This is a genomic window from Streptomyces sp. NPDC001544 (assembly GCF_042894285.1).
In the GTDB taxonomy this organism is placed as follows: Bacteria; Actinomycetota; Actinomycetes; order Streptomycetales; family Streptomycetaceae; genus Streptomyces.
On sequence record NZ_JBIAVN010000001.1, the window covers coordinates 916190 to 933782 of the forward strand.

At 72.1% G+C, this 17593-nt stretch carries 14 protein-coding genes; 10 read left to right on the forward strand and 4 right to left on the reverse strand.

The features are described from left to right. Positions 1-43 precede the first annotated feature (43 nt). The 3 genes from ACFY0F_RS04195 to ACFY0F_RS04205 all read left to right on the forward strand — a co-directional run bounded on the left by ACFY0F_RS04195 (position 44) and on the right by ACFY0F_RS04205 (position 2140). Positions 44-607, forward strand: a complete 564-nt coding sequence (locus tag ACFY0F_RS04195; RefSeq protein WP_388788542.1) for an SAV_6107 family HEPN domain-containing protein — start codon at positions 44-46, stop codon at positions 605-607. Positions 608-695: 88 nt separating this feature from the next. Further along, positions 696-1466: a methyltransferase gene (locus ACFY0F_RS04200; RefSeq protein WP_388788544.1), complete on the forward strand. Its 771-nt coding sequence runs from the start codon at positions 696-698 to the stop codon at positions 1464-1466. A 284-nt stretch (positions 1467-1750) separates the two neighbouring features. After that, positions 1751-2140 carry a DUF3040 domain-containing protein gene (locus ACFY0F_RS04205; protein WP_388788547.1) on the forward strand — a complete coding sequence of 130 codons (390 nt, stop codon included), beginning with the start codon at positions 1751-1753 and terminating at the stop codon, positions 2138-2140. 294 nt (positions 2141-2434) lie between these two features. Here the strand turns inward: ACFY0F_RS04205 and ACFY0F_RS04210 are convergent, their stop codons facing one another. The 4 genes from ACFY0F_RS04210 to ACFY0F_RS04225 form a co-directional block, all read right to left on the reverse strand. Then, positions 2435-4822, reverse strand: coding sequence for a DUF3488 and DUF4129 domain-containing transglutaminase family protein (locus ACFY0F_RS04210; RefSeq protein WP_388788550.1), 2388 nt, complete (start codon positions 4820-4822; stop codon positions 2435-2437). A 22-nt stretch (positions 4823-4844) separates the two neighbouring features. After that, positions 4845-6206 carry a DUF58 domain-containing protein gene (locus ACFY0F_RS04215; RefSeq protein ID WP_388788553.1) on the reverse strand — a complete coding sequence of 454 codons (1362 nt, stop codon included), beginning with the start codon at positions 6204-6206 and terminating at the stop codon, positions 4845-4847. Next, complete coding sequence (locus ACFY0F_RS04220; RefSeq protein ID WP_388788556.1) at positions 6206-7243, reverse strand: AAA family ATPase; 1038 nt, start codon at positions 7241-7243, stop codon at positions 6206-6208. Before ACFY0F_RS04220 ends, ACFY0F_RS04215 begins: the two co-directional genes overlap by 1 nt. Before the next feature lie 233 nt (positions 7244-7476). Further along, positions 7477-8025 (reverse strand): beta-class carbonic anhydrase, encoded by a 549-nt coding sequence (locus tag ACFY0F_RS04225; RefSeq protein ID WP_388788559.1) that lies wholly within the window; start codon positions 8023-8025, stop codon positions 7477-7479. A 360-nt stretch (positions 8026-8385) separates the two neighbouring features. On the opposite strand from ACFY0F_RS04225, the gene rsmH reads away from it, so the two are divergent. From rsmH to murD, 7 genes are all read left to right on the forward strand, one after another. Beyond that, positions 8386-9342 (forward strand): 16S rRNA (cytosine(1402)-N(4))-methyltransferase RsmH, encoded by a 957-nt coding sequence (gene rsmH / locus ACFY0F_RS04230; protein ID WP_388788562.1) that lies wholly within the window; start codon positions 8386-8388, stop codon positions 9340-9342. 64 nt (positions 9343-9406) lie between these two features. Continuing rightward, positions 9407-9913 (forward strand): septum formation initiator family protein, encoded by a 507-nt coding sequence (locus ACFY0F_RS04235; RefSeq protein WP_388788565.1) that lies wholly within the window; start codon positions 9407-9409, stop codon positions 9911-9913. A gap of 5 nt (positions 9914-9918) precedes the next feature. Further along, positions 9919-11895, forward strand: a complete 1977-nt coding sequence (locus ACFY0F_RS04240) for a peptidoglycan D,D-transpeptidase FtsI family protein (RefSeq protein ID WP_388788568.1) — start codon at positions 9919-9921, stop codon at positions 11893-11895. A gap of 204 nt (positions 11896-12099) precedes the next feature. Beyond that, positions 12100-13620 (forward strand): UDP-N-acetylmuramoyl-L-alanyl-D-glutamate--2,6-diaminopimelate ligase, encoded by a 1521-nt coding sequence (locus ACFY0F_RS04245; RefSeq protein ID WP_388788571.1) that lies wholly within the window; start codon positions 12100-12102, stop codon positions 13618-13620. Between the two features lie 4 nt (positions 13621-13624). Further along, the gene (murF, locus tag ACFY0F_RS04250) at positions 13625-15040 is read left to right on the forward strand and encodes a UDP-N-acetylmuramoyl-tripeptide--D-alanyl-D-alanine ligase (protein WP_388788574.1); all 1416 of its coding nucleotides are present in this window, start codon (positions 13625-13627) and stop codon (positions 15038-15040) included. Continuing rightward, positions 15037-16110: a phospho-N-acetylmuramoyl-pentapeptide-transferase gene (mraY, locus tag ACFY0F_RS04255; RefSeq protein ID WP_388788577.1), complete on the forward strand. Its 1074-nt coding sequence runs from the start codon at positions 15037-15039 to the stop codon at positions 16108-16110. Before murF ends, mraY begins: the two co-directional genes overlap by 4 nt. Next, positions 16092-17540, forward strand: a complete 1449-nt coding sequence (murD, locus tag ACFY0F_RS04260) for a UDP-N-acetylmuramoyl-L-alanine--D-glutamate ligase (protein ID WP_388788580.1) — start codon at positions 16092-16094, stop codon at positions 17538-17540. Before mraY ends, murD begins: the two co-directional genes overlap by 19 nt. The last annotated feature ends 53 nt before the right edge of the window (positions 17541-17593 follow it).

A 17593-nucleotide genomic window follows, 5' to 3' on the forward strand; every position in this document is an offset into this window, starting at 1 on the left:
CCCATAGCAGGAGTGCCGTCACCCAGACGACAGGAGGTTCGTCATGGCCCACTCCTCCGCAGCCGCCGCCCACCGGCGCCGCGCCACCGGCCCTGCCCCCTCACTGACCGGACCGGCGAGCGACGTGCACCCCGTGCTGCGCCGGTCCACGGCCCCGCCCGCCGCCCTCGACCTGCTCGCCCAGGCCCGCGCCGGACTCGACGAGGCCACCGTCCTGGAAACCCCCAACGAGCGCTACGCCACCGCCCACCTCGCCGCGCTGCGCACCGCCGCCGCCGTGCTCGCCGCACGCGGCCGCCCCGAGACCTCCCCGAGGCGCCGCGCGCGCATCCGGAGCGCCTGGGAAGTGCTCCCCGAGATCGCACCCGAACTCACCGAGTGGAGCGCGCTGTTCGCCTCCGGCGCCGACCGCCGCGCCCGGGCCGAGGCGGGCATCCAGGGCGCCGCGACCAGCCGTGACGCCGACGACCTGATACGTGACGTGGCGATGTTCGTCCGCCTCGTGGAACGGATGCTGGTGCTCCAGCCGGTGCTGCCGCAGCCCCGCCGCGACGCCGACGAGCCGGAGGGCCCGGCCGCCCCGCGCGAGATGCCGGACGCGGGATGAGACGGTGACCGCGAGCGGCGGCTGAGGCAATAGGGTGGAGGGCGCCCGAAGCGTTGCCGAAGCCTTCCGCCCCGAGGAGTCAACAACCGTGTCGGACCCGATGCGCCCTCGCGCCTCTCTCCGTACCGCCGTGGTCTGGGAGGTCCTCCAGGACGCCCTCGACCGCCGGGTCAAGGCCACGGGTCGGGACGCGCTGGACGTCCTCGACACCGGCGGCGGCAGCGGCAAGTTCGCGGTGCCCGTCGCCCGCCTCGGCCACCGCGTCACCGTCGTCGACCCCAGCCCCAACGCGCTGTTCGCGCTGGAGCGCCGGGCCGCCGAGGCCGGCGTCGCCGACCGGGTGCGGGGCGTCCAGGGAGACGCCCATGGCCTGTTCGACGTGGTCGAGCGCGGCGGGTACGACGCGGTGCTGTGCCACGGTGTCCTGGAGTACGTGGACGACCCGGCCGAGGGCGTCCGCAACGCGGTGGCCGCCCTGCGCCCCGAGGGCGTCCTCAGCCTGCTCGCCGCCGGCCTCGGCGGCGCGGTGCTCGCGCGCGCCCTCGCGGGCCACTTCAAGGAGGCCAAGCAGGCGCTCGAGGACCCCGACGGCCGCTGGGGCACCGGCGACCCGGTGCCGCGGCGCTTCACCGCCGAGCAGCTCACCGCCCTGGTCGAGGGTGCGGGCCTCAGGGTCGGTGCCGTGCACGGAGTGCGGGTCTTCGCCGACCTGGTCCCGGGCGTCCTCGTGGACACCGAGCCGGGCGCGCTCGACGCCCTGCTGAAGCTGGAGGCGGCGGCCGCCGAGCTCCCGGCGTTCCACTCCGTGGCCACCCAGTTGCACGTGCTCGGCGAGACGGCGGGGCCGAGGGAGGCGTGAGCCGCCCCACGTGCCACCGGGCGCACCCCGCTGATCAGGGCGTCGACGGCACATGGAGTACGCCACAGGCCCCCCGATCGAGGGGTTTGCGCCGTATGATCTAAGGAGACCGCTCGGCATGACGGGTCGGCCGCCGGGGAATGGAAGCCTCAGCGAGCCCGGCCCGGCATGGCGGTCCTGGTTGGCCAATTGGCGCAGAGGGGCGGGTTTCACGGGGGCGATTCCCTGCCTATCCTGAAGGGACCCCCCGGTCGCCCCGGCGACTGCACGATGAGGAGGACTCCGTGCCGCTCTCGGAGCACGAGCAGCGCATGCTCGAGCAGATGGAGCGAGCGCTGTACGCAGAAGATCCCAAGTTCGCGTCGGCGCTCGAGGGAAGCGGGCTGCGTACGTACACCCGGCGGCGGGTCTACCAGGCGGTCGCAGGCTTCCTCGTGGGTATCGCGCTCCTCATGGCCGGAGTGGTCGCGCAGCAGATCTGGGTCAGCGTGGTGGGTTTCCTCGTCATGCTGGGCTGCGCAGTGCTCGCCGTCACCGGCTGGCGCAAGGCCCCCAAGCCGGGCGAACAGCCCGCCGGCGCCCCGCACGCGCGCCGTCAGGGCCGGCCCAAGCGCTCCATGATGGACAGGATCGAACAGCGCTGGCAGCGCCGCCGCGACGAGCAGGGCCAGTAGCCTCCGACGGCTCGGAGGACAGACGTGAGAGGGGCGGACACCATCCCGGTGGCCGCCCCTCACGCATGCGGCGAAGCCTGTGACGCGGTCAGGTTGTCTCCCCCCAGCGCTTCCGGCCCGCCGTCCCGGCACCCCGTGCGCCGCGAAGGACGCCCGCCCCACGGACGCCGCCCGCCAGCCCCCGGCGGGTCGGTGACGCCGCGACAGGGCAACCAGCATCCTGGCGGCTGCCCCTCCGCCCCTCGTGCATGCCGCGAGGCTCTGCCGCTGTCCGGCGGTTCCCCGCCCGGAGCCTCAGCCCTGCTGGCCCGACGCCCCGCGCGGCGTCGGTCGGACAGCCGCCGCGCGCGCCGTGACAGACGCCCACCAGGCGGACGCCGCCCACAGCATCCGCACGGTCGAACGGGGCACGAACAACGCTCGCAGCCGCGTACCCGTACTCACCGTGCCCTCGAACGCGGCGATCACCTGCCGCACATCCTCCGCCAGCCCGGCCCTCGGGTGTGGCCGGGGCGCGTACAGCACCTGCTCCACCGCGTCCGCCACCCGGTGCACCGCGGCCCCGGCCGCCGGGTCGAGATGGCCGAGCCGGACGATCCGCGCGGCCGCCTTGCGCGGGGTCTGCGACTCGTCCGGCACGATGCCGAAGTCCCAGGCGGAATCGGTCAGTTCCTGCCAGACCGCCAGCGTGTGCGCCGCCGCACCCTCGTCGGTACGGGCGTGCCCGCCCAGCCGCGTCCCGCGCGTCCGGACCCGCCAGAGCATCGGTACGAACGGAACCAGAGCGACGGCGAGCCCGCCGAGCACCCACAGCGCGTACACCCACCACGGCCGGGAGTGCGGCTGGTTGTCCTGCGCCGCCTGCGCGGACAGGCCGTCGCACGCCTCGAGCTTGCGCTGCTGTACCGAGCAGCTCTCGCTCGGGGCGACCGGCACGGCCGGCGCCGCACTCGTCGACTGCGAGGGCCGCACCTGGTCCGGGAGGCTGCTGCCGGCAGGTGTGTCCGTCTCGGTGTACGGCGGCGCCGTGCCCCGGGTCGGGGTGGGCTCGAAACGGGTCCACCCCACACCCTCGAAGTACAGCTCCGGCCAGGCGTGAGCGTCCTTCAGACCCACCGACACCGAACCGTCCGCCTGCGGGGACCCGGGTGCGAAACCCACCGCCACCCGGGCCGGAATGCCCAGCGTGCGGGCCATCGCGGCCATCGCGAACGAGAAGTGCACACAGAAGCCCTGCTTCTGCTTCAGGAAGTTGGCTATGGCGTTCGGACCCCGGCCGACCTCCACCTGGGTGTCGTACTGGAAGCCGCCGGTCACGGCGAAGTAGTCCTGGAGCTTGACCGCCTCGTCGTAGTGGCTCGTCGCGCCCGCGGTGACCTCCTCGGCGGTCCGCTTCACCACCTTGGGCAGTGAGGACGGCACCTTGGTGTACTCCCGCAGCAGGGCCGCCGGCGCCTGCGGGGCCCCGGCCAGTTGCTGGGCGGTCGGATGCACGTCCACGCTGGTCACCGTGTACGACTTGCCACGCGTGTTCTGACCGTGGTCACCGACGACCGTCATGCCCACCGGCTCGTAGCGCCACTTGCCGCTGATCCGCACGCTGCTCGGTGGGTACGGCATCGGCAGCCAGTCCTGGGCGTACCCGTCCGCCGCCGTGATCGTGGTCCGGACGCTGCTGCGCTTGACGTCGGGGCTCAGGCCGATCGGTGTCGGGAACTGGTCCGGCACGCCCACGATGTGCCGTTGGGGCGGCTTCCAGGTGGTGCCGTCGAAGTCGTCCAGCGAGACGATCCGCAGGTACAGGTCCGAGATGTCGTTCGTGCTCGTCTTCACGGACAGCACCGTGCGGTCCTGGTTCAGGTTCAAGCTGTCGCGCAGCGACACCAGCGGGTTCACCGCGGAGATTGTGCCGCCGTCGCCGTTGCCCCTCACGAGGCCCGTGTGGGCGGGGTCCAGCAGGCCGCCGCTCATCGCGGGCAGGGCCAGCGGAACGAACAATGCCAGGCCCAGCGCCGCCGCGCCGATGCGCCGCCCGGTGCGGACCGGGGCCACCGCACCGTCCGACGACCCGCCGGGCCCGCGGGGCGCCCCGCCGAACACCCGGCCCCACTGCGAGAGCCGGTCCCGGCCCTCGGCGAGCAGCAGCATCAGATAGCCCGCGGCCGCGACCAGGAACCACAGCCAGGCGCCGCCGCCGTCGGACAGCCCGGCGGCGACGGAGTACAACGCGAGCAGCGGCAGTCCCGCCGGGGCCGCGCTGCGGAAGGTCACCGCGAGCGTGTCCACCAGCAGGCCGATCACCAGGACGCCACCGACGAGCATCAGCCGGATGCCGTCGGTCAGCGGCGCCGGGATCGCGTACCGGCTGACGTCGTCCGAGCCCTGCTGGAGCAGACCGGTCAGCTGCCGGAACGCCTCGGGGCCGGGTATCAGCCCGGCGACCGCCTGCTGATGGGCGAAGACCAGGGTCAGCAGCAGCAGGGTCACCAGGGCCTGCGCCGCCACGGTCAGCGGCCGGGCCAGCGGCACCCGCCGGGTGGCCGCGCCCACGCCCGTCTGCGCCGCCACCAGGAAGACCGCCTCGAGCAGCCACGTCGGCCGGTCCACCAGGGGCAGCAACGCACACGACGCCATCAGCGTGGCCGCCGCGGCGAACAGGGCCAGCCGAGCCCGCCCGCTCATGACAGTTCCTCCCAGCCGGTCCTCACAGTGCCTCCCCGCCGCCGACCGCGGCCACGCCCCGGCGTTCGTGGTCCGCCTGACGCCACAGATCGTCCAGGGAGGCGCCACGGGGGACGCTCACGGTCGTCCAGCCCGCCTCGCGCAGCATCCGCAGCCGCTCGCCGTGCGGGTCCGCCGGTCCGGCAACGCCGGCCGGTTCCCGCAGCCAGACGTCACCGTCCAGCAGAAAGGCGATCGCGCCGCCGCTGCGCCGGCGCATCTTGGCGACCACCGTGGCCTGCTCCTCGTCGAGGCCGCCCAGGAACGCCACCAGCAGCCCTTCGCTGCCGCCGCGCAGCACGTCGTAGGCGCGGGACAGATCCGTGCCGTCCGAGTGGTCGATCACGGCCAGCGTGTCCATGATCAGCCCGGCCGCGTCCGCCGTCTCCTGGCCGGCGCCGGCGAACCCGTCGGCGCCTTCCCCGGGCACCGCGCTGCCGGTGTCCGTCAGCAGCCGCACCGAGAAGCCCCGTTCGAGCATGTGCACCAGCACGGACGCCGTGCCCGAGACCGCCCACTCGAAGGCCGAGTCCGGGCCGGCGCCCGCGTAGGCGACGCCCCGGGTGTCCAGCAGCACCGTGCAGCGGGACCGCTGCGGCTGCTCCTCGCGGCGCACCATCAGCTCGCCGTGGCGCGCGGTGGAGCGCCAGTGCACACGGCGCAGGTCGTCGCCGTAGCGGTACCGACGCGGGATCATGTCGTCGTCGCCCGCCAGCGCCACCGAGCGGTGCCGTCCGTCGCCGGCCCCCTTCGCCTCGCCGCTGAAGCGCACCGGCGACAGCGGCTCCACGCGCGGTATCACCGTCAGGGTGTCGTACGTGGAGAAGGAGCGGGTCAGTTCGCACATCCCGAAGGGGTCCGTCAGCCGAAGCTGCAGCGGTCCCAGCGGATACCGGCCGCGCAGGTCCGAGCGGACCCGGTAGGACACCTCGCGCCGGCCGCCCGGCTCGACCCGGTCCAGGACGAAACGGGGCCGCGGCCCGAGGACGTACGGCACCCGGTCCTGGAGCATCAGCAGGCCGGTCGGCAGCCGCGAGACGTTGTCCATCCGCAGGTGCACGCGGGACTCGCTGCCGGCGGGCACCCGCGAGGGCGACAGCCGGCGGCTGCCGGCCACCCGGTAGCGGGTGCGGTACAGCACGGTCGCGCAGATCAGCGGCAGGACGGCCAGCAGCAGCCCGACCCGCAGCAGCTCGCTCTGCCCGAGGACGTACGCGCAGATCGCGGCGGCGACACCGGCGGCCAGGAAGGACCGCCCGCGGGTGGTCAGCCCGCCCAGGGCCGTACGGACGCCGCCCCGCTCCCCGCGGTCGACCTCGGCCGGCCCCGTCCCCCCGGTGGTCATCAGAGCCTCCGCGGGGGCTGCTGGGGATATGCCGGCACGCTCCGGCCGAGCCCCAGGCCGCTCTGCTGCGACGTGGCCACCGGCACCGGCGTGTTCTGCAGGATCTCCTGCACGACCTGTTCCGCGGTGCGCCGGTTGAGCTGGGCCTGCGCGGTGGGCAGCAGCCGGTGGGCCAGCACGGCCACGGCGAGGGCCTGCACATCGTCCGGCAGCGCGTACTCCCGCCCGCTGAGGGCGGCGGAGGCCTTCGCCGCGCGCACCAGGTGCAGCGTCGCGCGCGGCGAGGCCCCGAGTCTCAGATCGGGATGGGTGCGGGTGGCGGCGACCAGGTCGACCGCGTACCTGCTCACCGGTTCGGCGACGTGGACGGCGCGCACCGCCTCGATCATCTTTACGATCTCGTGCGCGTGAGCCACCGGCTGGAGGTCCTCCAGCGGCGAGATGCCGCCGTGCACGTCCAGCATCTGCAATTCGGCCTCGACGCTCGGGTAACCGACGGAGACCCGGGCCATGAAGCGGTCGCGCTGGGCCTCGGGCAGTGGGTAGGTGCCCTCCATCTCGACCGGGTTCTGCGTGGCGACCACCATGAACGGGCTGGGCAGTTCGTAGGTCTGCCCGTCGATCGTGACCTGGCGCTCCGCCATGGACTCCAGCAAGGCGGACTGGGTCTTGGGGGAGGCGCGGTTGATCTCGTCGCCGATCACGATCTGCGCGAAGATCGCACCCGGCTTGAACTCGAAGTCCCGGCGCTGCTGGTCCCAGATGGGCACGCCGGTGATGTCGGAGGGCAGCAGGTCGGGCGTGAACTGGATGCGCCGCACCGAACAGTCGATGGACCTCGCCAGCGCCTTGGCGAGCATCGTCTTGCCCACGCCGGGGACGTCCTCGATCAGCAGATGTCCCTCGGCGAGCAGTACGGTCAGCGAAAGCCGTACGACCTCCGGCTTGCCCTCGATCACTCCTTCCACCGAACTGCGTACCCGCTCCACGGTGGCGGTCAGATCTGTCAGGCTCGCTCGATCGTCATAGGTCGTCACCCGGCCCTCCTCGGCCCGTTCTTACAAGGGCCGTCGCTCTGCGGTGGCCCACCCCGAAACACGGACAGCACGCGGAAACAGTTCCCGAGTGACGTCACACCCCGCATTCTTGCTGCCGTTACCGTTTCGTGTCACTCGCCTGTGGACAACTGCCCGCACTATGTCGGTCTCATGACCATTTCGACGAGATTTTCGATGCCGGGATGGCGGTATTTCCGGGGTGGGCGGGCCGGTCAGGCAGGGTCGACCTCCCGCAGCAGACCTGTGCGGACGTCGAAGACGAAGCCGCGTACGTCGTCCGTGTGGAGCAGGAACGGCGAGGTGCGTACGCGCTGCATGGACTGCCGTACGTCCTGGTCGACGTCATGGAACGACTCGACCGCCCATGCCGGGCGCTGGCCGACCTCCATCTCCAGTTCGTTGCGGAAGTCCTCGGTGAGGGACTCCAGGCCGCAGCCGGTGTGATGGATGAGGACGATGCTGCGTGTGCCCAGCTTGCGCTGGCTGATGGTGAGGGAGCGGATCACGTCGTCGGTGACCACACCGCCGGCGTTGCGGATGGTGTGGCAGTCGCCGAGCGCCAGGCCGAGCGCGGCGTGCAGGTCGAGGCGGGCGTCCATGCAGGCCACCACGGCGACCTGCAGGACGGGGCGGGCGTCCATACCGGGGTCGGTGAACGCGGAGGCGTAGCGCTCGTTCGCCGCGACGAGGCGGTCGGTGACCTTGCCGTCGTTCGCTATGGCGCCTTCGGATCCGGTCGGGGCTGCAGAGGAAGTCGTCATAGCCATGACGTTACAAGTGTGCCGCTCAGGTGTGTCATCGTGGCTTGTTGTGAACTAACCCACACGGAGGGCAAACGTGTGCCGGAAGGGTGATTCCCTGTGAAATGCGCCCCCGCCCGGCACGCGATGCGCGACGCGCAGGCCGGTTGATTGACCGCGAGACACGGTGGACTAAAGTGACGCGAAGCGGGAGGCGACGCTCTCCCTGCTGGACTGATCTTCCCGCGCGGCGCGTACGCACGGCCCGGCCTCCTCCCGCTCCCGGCCGGCTGACGCCTCCGGCGCCGGCAGGCCTCCCCTTCTCGAGCGGGCGGGGACCCGGCGGTGCGTACCGCTTCGCGCCGCACATGAGAGGCACCCTTGACCCAGAGCCGACACGTTCCCGTGATGCTCCAGCGGTGCCTGGACCTGCTGGCGCCCGCCCTGGAGCGGCCGGGAGCGGTGGTCGTCGACTGCACCCTCGGCCTCGGCGGCCACAGCGAGGCGCTGCTGACCCGGTTCCCCGAGGCCCGGCTCGTCGCCCTCGACCGGGACAAGGAGGCCCTGCGCCTGTCCGGGGAACGGCTGGCGCCGTACGGAGAGCGGGCCACCCTCGTCCACGCCGTGTACGACGAGCTGCCCGACGTGCTCGACCGGCTCGGCATGCCGCGCGTGCAGGGCGTGCTGTTCGACCTCGGTGTCTCCTCCATGCAGCTCGACGAGGCCGACCGCGGCTTCGCCTACGCCCAGGACGCGCCGCTGGACATGCGCATGGACCAGACGACCGGCATGAGCGCCGCCGAGGTCCTCAACACCTACCCGGCCGGCGAACTCGTGCGGATCCTGCGCGCGTACGGCGAGGAGAAGCAGGCGAAGCGGATCGTCGCCGCCGTCGTCCGCGAGCGGGAGAAGGAGCCGTTCAGCACCAGCGCGCGGCTGGTCGAGCTGATCCGGGACGCGCTGCCGCAGGCCGCCAAGCGCACGGGCGGCAACCCCGCCAAGCGCACCTTCCAGGCCCTGCGCATCGAGGTCAACGGTGAACTCGCGGTTCTGGAACGGGCGATCCCGGCCGCGGTGAAGGCCCTCGCCGTGGACGGCCGGATCGCCGTCCTGTCGTACCACTCGCTCGAGGACCGTCTGGTCAAGCAGGTGTTCGCGGCCGGCGCCGCCACCACCGCGCCGCCCGGCCTGCCGGTCGTCCCCGAGCGCTACCAGCCCCGGCTCAAGCTGCTCACGCGCGGTGCCGAACTTCCCACCGAGGAAGAGGTCGCCGAGAACCGCCGGGCCGCTCCGGCACGGCTGCGCGGGGCCCAGCGCATCAGGGAGGACGTCGAGTGAGCGAGCCGGGTCGGTCGGTTTCCCTAACGCAGTCGGTCGGCTCCCCGGACGCACCGGAGGGCAAGTGAGCGGCAAACCCGAACTGAGGGGACGGGCGGCCCGGCTGGCACGGCTCTTCCCGGCCGGTCCGGGGCAGGCGGCGCGCACCCCGTTCGTGCTCCTCGTCGTCCTGCTCCTCGGCGGCGGTCTCATCGGCCTGCTCGTGCTGAACTCCGCCCTGAGCGAGGGGTCGTTCAAACTCGACGACCTGGAGAAGCAGACCAAGAGCCTCACCGACCAGCAACAGGCCCTCCAGCGGGACATCGACGCCTATTCCGCCCCCGACGCCCTCCAGCGCCGCGCCCGCGAACTCGGCATGGTGCCCGGCGGCGATCCGGCGTTCCTCGACCCCGACGGCACCGTCAAGGGCGTCCCCGGCCCGGCCTCCGCGGACCTGTCGGCCGAGCCCGCCGTCCCGCCCACGGCGCCCGCCGCCTCCGGCTCGACGTCCCCCACCCCGGCACCGCCCCAGCCCACCACCCCGGTGCCCGCCGCCCTCCAGCCCGCCACGACCACGACCCCCGGCAGGTGACGGAAGTGTCCGACAGGGAAGCACCGCGCCGCCGTGTGCCCGGCCCGGCCAAGCCGCCCGGGCCCCGTAAGGGGGGGAGTGCCGGACGTCCGGGGTCCGGTGCCCGGCCGGTTCGGCGTCCGAGTGGGGCCGGACGGCCGCGTCCGCCGGCGCCCCGCACCATCCGGCTCGGCAGCCCGCGCCCCCGTCTGCGCATGGTGAGCCTCGCGCTGACCCTGGTGCTGATCGCGTTCGTCGTCCGCCTGCTCCAGGTCCAGGCCGTCGACGCGAGCGCGTACGCCGCCAAGGCCGAGCAGAACCGCTATGTCGTGCACACCCTGGCCGCAGAGCGCGGCGGGATCACCGACCGCAACGGTGTGGCCCTGGCGATCAGCCAGGACGCGTACGACATCACGGCCGACCCCACGATGTTCAACCGCAAGCAGCTGAAGATCGGCGACGGCCCCGAACAGGCGGCCGCCCTGCTCGCCCCGATCCTCGGCCAGGACCAGGCCGACCTGGTGCGCAAGCTGCGGCCTGCCAACAAGAACCTGCGCTACGTGAAGCTGGCGAGCCGCCAGACACCGGAGGTCTGGAACCAGATCAAGGACCTGAGGTCCGCGCTCACCGAGAAGGCGGCCACGGACCACTCCACCGTTAACGTCCTCGCCGGCGTCTTCGCCGACCCCAGCAGCAAGCGCGTGTACCCCAACGGCGACCTCGCCGCCGGGATACTGGGCTGGGTCAACGCCGACGGCAAGGGCGGCGGCGGCATCGAGCAGCAGCTGAACAAGCAACTGACCGGCAAGGACGGCAAGGTCCGCTACGCCCAGTCCGGCGGCCGTCAGATCCCCACCGCCGGCTCCACCGAGACCCCGGCCGTGCCCGGCGCCGACGTAGAGCTCACCATCGACCGCGACATCCAGTGGGCCGCCCAGAACGCCATCACCGACCAGGTGAAGAAGTCCGGGGCGGACCGCGGCTACGTGATCGTCCAGGACACCCGCACCGGCGAGATCCTCGCCATGGCCAACTCGCCCGGCTTCGACCCGGGCGACCTGGCCAAGGCCGACGGCGCCGCCATGGGCAACGCCGCCGTCCAGGACGCCTACGAGCCCGGCTCCACCGCCAAGATCATGTCCATGGCCGCCGTACTGCAGGAGAACGCCGCCACCCCGCTCACCCACGTCGTCGTGCCCAACCGGCTGCACCGCGGAGACCGGCTCTTCTCGGACGACGTCGACCACGCCACCTGGTACCTCACGCTCAACGGCGTGCTCGCCAAGTCCAGCAACATCGGCACCATCCTGGCCACCGGCCAGCTCGGCAGGACCCAGCCGCAGGCCAACAAGGTCCTCTACTCCTACCTGCGCAGGTTCGGCATCGGCAGCCCGACCGGGCTCGGTTTCCCCGGCGAGACCAGCGGCATCCTCGCGCCCGCCGGCAAGTGGTCGACGTCGCAGCAGTACACGATCCCTTTCGGCCAGGGCTTCTCCCTCAGCGCCATGCAGGCCGCCTCCGTGTACTCGACCATCGCCAACGGCGGCGTCCGGGTCCAGCCGACCCTGGTCCGGGGCGAGAAGGGCGCCGACGGCCGCTTCGCCCCCGCCCCCAAGCCCAAGAAGAACCGGGTGATCAGCGTGAAGACCGCCAAGACCCTCGCCCGGATGCTGGAGTCGGTCGTGGGCGACGAGCAGGGCACCGGCATCAAGGCCCGTATCCCGGGGTACCGGGTGGCCGGCAAGACCGGCACGGCCAACCGTGTGGATCCGGCCACCGGCAGGTACCGCGGCTACACCTCGTCGTTCGCCGGATTCGCACCCGCGGACAAACCGCGCATCACCGTCTACTGCGCGATCCAGAACGCCACGAAAGGCAGCTACTTCGGCGGTCAGATCTGCGGCCCGATCTACAAGCAGGTCATGGAGTTCGCGCTGAAGACCCTCCAGGTGCCGCCGACCGGTGCCAAGTCCGCGAACCTGCCCGTCGACTTCAAGCCCTGACCAGGAACGATCCCCGTGACAACGATCACTCCCGACCCCGGGAACCCCGAGACCCCGCGCCCCTCGCCCCCCCGTCTCCCACCACCACCCTTGCCGGACCGCGCTTCGCGCGGGCTCCCCTTTGGCCCCGGAGCGGGTGCGCCCGGTACGCTCACCGCCGTGCCACACGCTGATCAGTCCCAAACCACCCAGAAGGGCGCTTCCGTGACATATCCGGGACCGCCGCGACCGGCGCGGGTCTCCGCCACACCCCTCGCGGAACTCGCCGATCAGCTGGGTGTCGAACGACCGGAGAGCGACGCGCAGGTCACCGGCATCACCCATGACTCGCGCGCCGTCCGTCCCGGCGACCTGTACGCCGCCCGCCCCGGCGAGCGGGTGCACGGCGCCGACTTCGTCACCCAGGCCGCCGGCCTCGGCGCCGCCGCCGTGCTGACCGACCCGGCCGGCGCCGAACGCGCCGCCGCGACCGGTCTGCCCGTCCTCGTCGTGGACGACCCCCGCGGCTGCATGGGGGAGCTGGCGGCCACCATCTACGGCCACCCCGGCCGCGACCTGCTCCAGATCGGCATCACCGGCACGTCCGGCAAGACGACCACCGCCTACCTCGTCGAGGGCGGTCTGAAGACGGCCAGGTCCACCGGGCTGATCGGCACGGTCGAGATGCGCATCGGCGACGAGCGCATCAAGTCCGAGCGCACCACCCCCGAGGCCACCGACCTGCAGGCCCTGTTCGCCGTCATGCGCGAGCGCGGGGTCGAGGCCGTCGCCATGGAGGTCTCCAGTCACGCCCTGGTCCTCGGCCGGGTGGACGGCTGCGTCTTCGACATCGCCGTCTTCACCAACCTCAGCCCGGAGCACATGGAGTTCCACTCCGGCATGGAGGACTACTTCCAGGCCAAGGCGCAGCTCTTCACACCGCTGCGCAGCAAACTCGGCGTGGTCAACACCGACGACGAGTACGGCCGCCGGCTCGCCCGGGAGGCCACCGTCCCGGTGATCACCTACTCCGCCGAGGGCCACCCCGACGCCGACTGGCGCGCCGAGGACGTCCACGTCGGCCCGATGGACTCGACGTTCACCGTGCTCGGCCCCCACGGCGAGCGGATCGCCGCCAAGTCGCCGCTGCCGGGCCCCTTCAACGTGGCGAACACCCTCGCCGCCATCGTCGCCCTGGCCGCCGCCGGACTCGACCCGCAGACCGCGGCCGACGGCGTCGCCGCGGTGCCGGGCGTGCCGGGCCGCCTGGAACGGGTGGACGCCGGACAGCCCTACCTGGCGGTCGTCGACTACGCCCACAAGACCGATGCCGTCGAATCGGTGCTCAAGGCCCTGCGCAAGGTCACCAAGGGCCGTCTGCACGTGGTCCTCGGCTGCGGCGGCGACCGCGACACCACCAAGCGCGCCCCGATGGGCGCCGCCATCGCGCGGCTCGCCGACACCGCCGTACTGACCTCCGACAACCCCCGCTCCGAGGACCCCCTGGCGATCCTGGCCACCATGCTCCAGGGCGCGGCGTCCGTGCCCGCGCACCAGCGCGGCGAGGTGCTCCTCTTCGAGGACCGGGCCGCCGCGATCGCCGCCGCCGTCGGCCGGGCCCACCCCGGGGACACCGTGCTGGTCGCGGGCAAGGGCCACGAGCAGGGCCAGGACATCGCCGGCGTGATCCGTCCGTTCGACGACCGCCAGGTGCTCCGCGAAGCTATCCAGAAGACCCAGGGATGAACTTGTGATCGCCCTCTCCCTCGCCGAGATCGCAGCAGTCGTCGGCGGGCAGACGCACGACATACCGGATCCGTCCGTCCAGGTCACCGGGCCCGTGGTCCGCGACTCCCGGGAGGCGGTTCCGGGCAGCCTGTTCGTCGCCTTCGTCGGCGAGCGCGCCGACGGTCACGACTACGCGGCCCAGGTCGTGGCGGCCGGCGCGGTCGCCGTACTGGCGTCGCGGCCCGTCGGCGTGCCCGCGATCGTCGTCGAGGACGTCCAGAGCGCCCTCGGCGCCCTCGCCCGGCACGTCGTACGACGGCTCGGCGCGACCCTCGTCGCGCTCACCGGCTCCGCGGGCAAGACCAGCACCAAGGACCTCATCGCCCAGGTGCTCCGGCGCAAGGCGCCGACCGTGTTCACACCCGGTTCGCTGAACAACGAGATCGGGCTGCCGCTGACCGCCCTGTCCGCCACCGAGGAGACGCGGTTCCTGGTGCTGGAGATGGGCGCCCGCGGCATCGGCCACATCCGCTACCTCACCGAGCTGACCCCGCCGAAGGTGGGGCTGGTGCTCAACGTCGGCTCCGCCCACATCGGCGAGTTCGGCGGCCGCGAGCAGATCGCGCAGGCGAAGGGCGAGCTCGTGGAGGCCCTGCCCCCGGCCCAGGACGGCGGGGCCGCGATCCTCAACGCCGACGACCCCCTGGTCCGGGCCATGGCCTCCCGTACCCAGGCGAAGGTGATCCTTTTCGGAGAGTCGGCCGAAGCGGACGTACGCGCCGAGAACGTGCGACTCACGGACAGCGGACAGCCCTCGTTCAGGCTTCACACACCCTCCGGTGCAAGTGATGTGACCATGCGCCTGTACGGTGAGCACCACGTGTCGAACGCGCTCGCCGCGGCCGCCGTCGCCCATGAGCTGGGCATGTCCGCGGAAGAGATCGCCACCGCGCTCTCCGAGGCGGGCTCCCTCTCCCGCTGGCGCATGGAGGTCACCGAGCGCCCGGACGGCGTGACCATCGTCAACGACGCCTACAACGCCAACCCCGAGTCCATGCGGGCCGCCCTCAGGGCACTCGCGGCCATGGGCCAGGGGCGCCGCACGTGGGCGGTGCTCGGCAAGATGGCCGAGCTGGGGGACGAGGCGCTCGCCGAGCACGACGCCGTCGGACGGCTCGCCGTCCGGCTCAACGTCAGCAAGCTCGTCGCGGTCGGGGGGATCGAAGCCTCCTGGCTGCAACTGGGCGCATATAACGAGGGTTCGTGGGGTGAGGAGTCGGTGCACGTGTCCGACGCACAGGCGGCGGTCCACCTGTTGCGCAGCGAGTTGCGCCCGGGGGATGTCGTGCTCGTGAAGGCGTCCCGTTCGGTGGGGCTGGAGAGCGTTGCCCAGGCGCTCGTCGAGAGCGGTGCCGAGGGTGAGGTCGCCGCCCGATGATGAACCAGATCCTGTTCTCGGGAGTCATTGGTCTCTTCCTGACGCTGGTCGGCACCCCGCTGCTGATCAAGCTTCTCGCGCGCAAGGGGTACGGCCAGTACATCCGTGACGACGGCCCGCGCGAGCACGCCAGCAAGCGTGGTACGCCGACCATGGGCGGTATCGCGTTCATCCTGGCCACGATCGCCGCCTACTTCCTCAGCAAGGTGATCAGCGGCAAGCCGGTGACGTACTCCGGGCTGCTGGTCCTCGGCCTGATGGCGGGCATGGGCCTGGTCGGCTTCCTGGACGACTACATCAAGATCGTCAAGCGGCGTTCGCTGGGTCTGCGGGCCAAGGCGAAGATGGCCGGCCAGCTGATCGTCGGTATCGCCTTCGCCGTGCTGTCGCTGATGTTCTCCGACTCGCGCGGCAACACCCCGGCGTCCACGAAGCTGTCGTTCATCACGGACTTCGGCTGGTCGATCGGCCCGGTGCTGTTCGTGGTCTGGGCGCTGTTCATGATCCTGGCGATGTCGAACGGCGTGAACCTGACGGACGGCCTGGACGGTCTGGCCACCGGTGCCTCCGTCCTCGTCTTCGGCGCCTACACCTTCATCGGTGTCTGGCAGTTCCAGGAGTCCTGCGCCAACGCCCAGACGCTGACCAACCCGAACGCCTGTTACGAGGTGCGCGACCCGCTCGACCTGGCCGTCGTCGCCTCCGCGCTGATGGGCGCCTGCCTCGGCTTCCTGTGGTGGAACACCTCACCCGCCAAGATCTTCATGGGTGACACCGGTTCGCTCGCCCTCGGCGGCGTCCTCACGGGCCTGGCCATCCTCTCCCGCACGGAGCTGCTGGTGGCCATCATGGGCGGGCTGTTCGTCCTCATCACCATGTCGGTCGTCATCCAGGTCGGCTCCTTCCGGCTCACCGGCAAGCGCGTCTTCCGGATGGCGCCGCTCCAGCACCACTTCGAACTCAAGGGCTGGTCCGAAGTCCTGGTGGTGGTCCGCTTCTGGATCATCCAGGGCATCTGTGTGATTGTCGGATTGGGCCTCTTCTATGCGGGATGGGCAGCGGACAAGTGACCTCCTCGGTGCCTGAAGGATCTTCGGAGTTCCAGGGCAAGCACATCACCGTCGCCGGGCTCGGCGTCTCCGGCGTCCCGGCGGCCAAGGTGCTGCACGGCCTCGGCGCGCGGGTCACCGTCGTCAACGACGGCGACGACGACCGCGCGCGGGCCCAGGCGGCCGAACTGGAGGCGCTCGGCGTCACCGTGCGCCTCGGTGACGGCGACTCCCTCCCGGAGGGCACCGAACTCATCGTCACCGCGCCCGGCTGGAAGCCGGACAAGCCGCTGTTCACGGCGGCCGCCGGGGCGGGCGTCCCGGTCTGGGGCGACGTCGAACTCGCCTGGCGGCTGCGCGGACCCGACGCCGCGCCCTGGCTGGCCGTCACAGGCACCAACGGCAAGACCACCACCGTCCAGATGCTCGCCTCCATCCTCCAGGCGGCGGGCCTGCGCACGGCGGCCGTCGGCAACATCGGCGTCTCGCTGCTGGACGCCGTGCTCGGCGACCAGGAGTACGACGTCCTCGCCGTGGAGCTGTCCAGCTACCAACTGCACTGGGCGCCCTCCCTGCGCGCGCACTCCGCCGCGGTGCTCAACCTCGCCCCCGACCACCTCGACTGGCACGGCTCCATGGAGGCCTACGCCGCCGACAAGGGCCGTATCTACGAGGGCAACCGGGTCGCCTGCGTCTACAACGTCGCCGACAAGCTCACCGAGGACCTGGTGCGCGAGGCGGACGTCGAGGAGGGCTGCCGGGCCATCGGTTTCACCCTCGGCACCCCCGGACCCTCCCAACTCGGCGTGGTGGACGGCATCCTGGTCGACCGTGCCTTCGTCGAGAACCGGCACAAGAACGCCCAGGAGCTCGCCGAGGTCTCCGACGTCGACCCGCCGGCCCCGCACAACATCGCCAACGCCCTTGCCGCCGCGGCCCTCGCGCGCGCCTTCGGGGTGCCCCCGCAGGCCGTACGGGACGGTCTGCGGGCCTTCACCCCGGACGCCCACCGCATCGCGAAGGTGGCGGAGCTGGAGGGCGTGACGTACGTCGACGACTCGAAGGCCACCAACACCCACGCCGCGGAAGCCTCCTTGGCGGCGTACGAGTCGATCGTGTGGATCGCGGGCGGTCTGGCGAAGGGCGCCACCTTCGACGAGCTGGTCGCCAAGTCGGCAAAGCGACTTCGCGCCGCCGTCCTCATCGGCGCCGACCGCGCCCTGATCCGCGACGCCCTGGCGCGACACGCGCCGGAAGTACCCGTCGTCGACCTCGACCGGACCGACACTGGGGCGATGCTCCAGGCGGTGACGGAAGCCAAGCGGCTGGCGGTCGCCGGCGACACGGTGCTGCTTGCGCCGGCCTGCGCCTCCATGGACATGTTCACCAACTACAACCAGCGCGGTGACGCGTTCGCGGAGGCGGTTCGCGAACTCGGCGCGGGCGCCTGACGACGGGTCCCGTCTCCAGTCGTGCTTCGGGGCCCCTGGAGGGACGCGTGAGA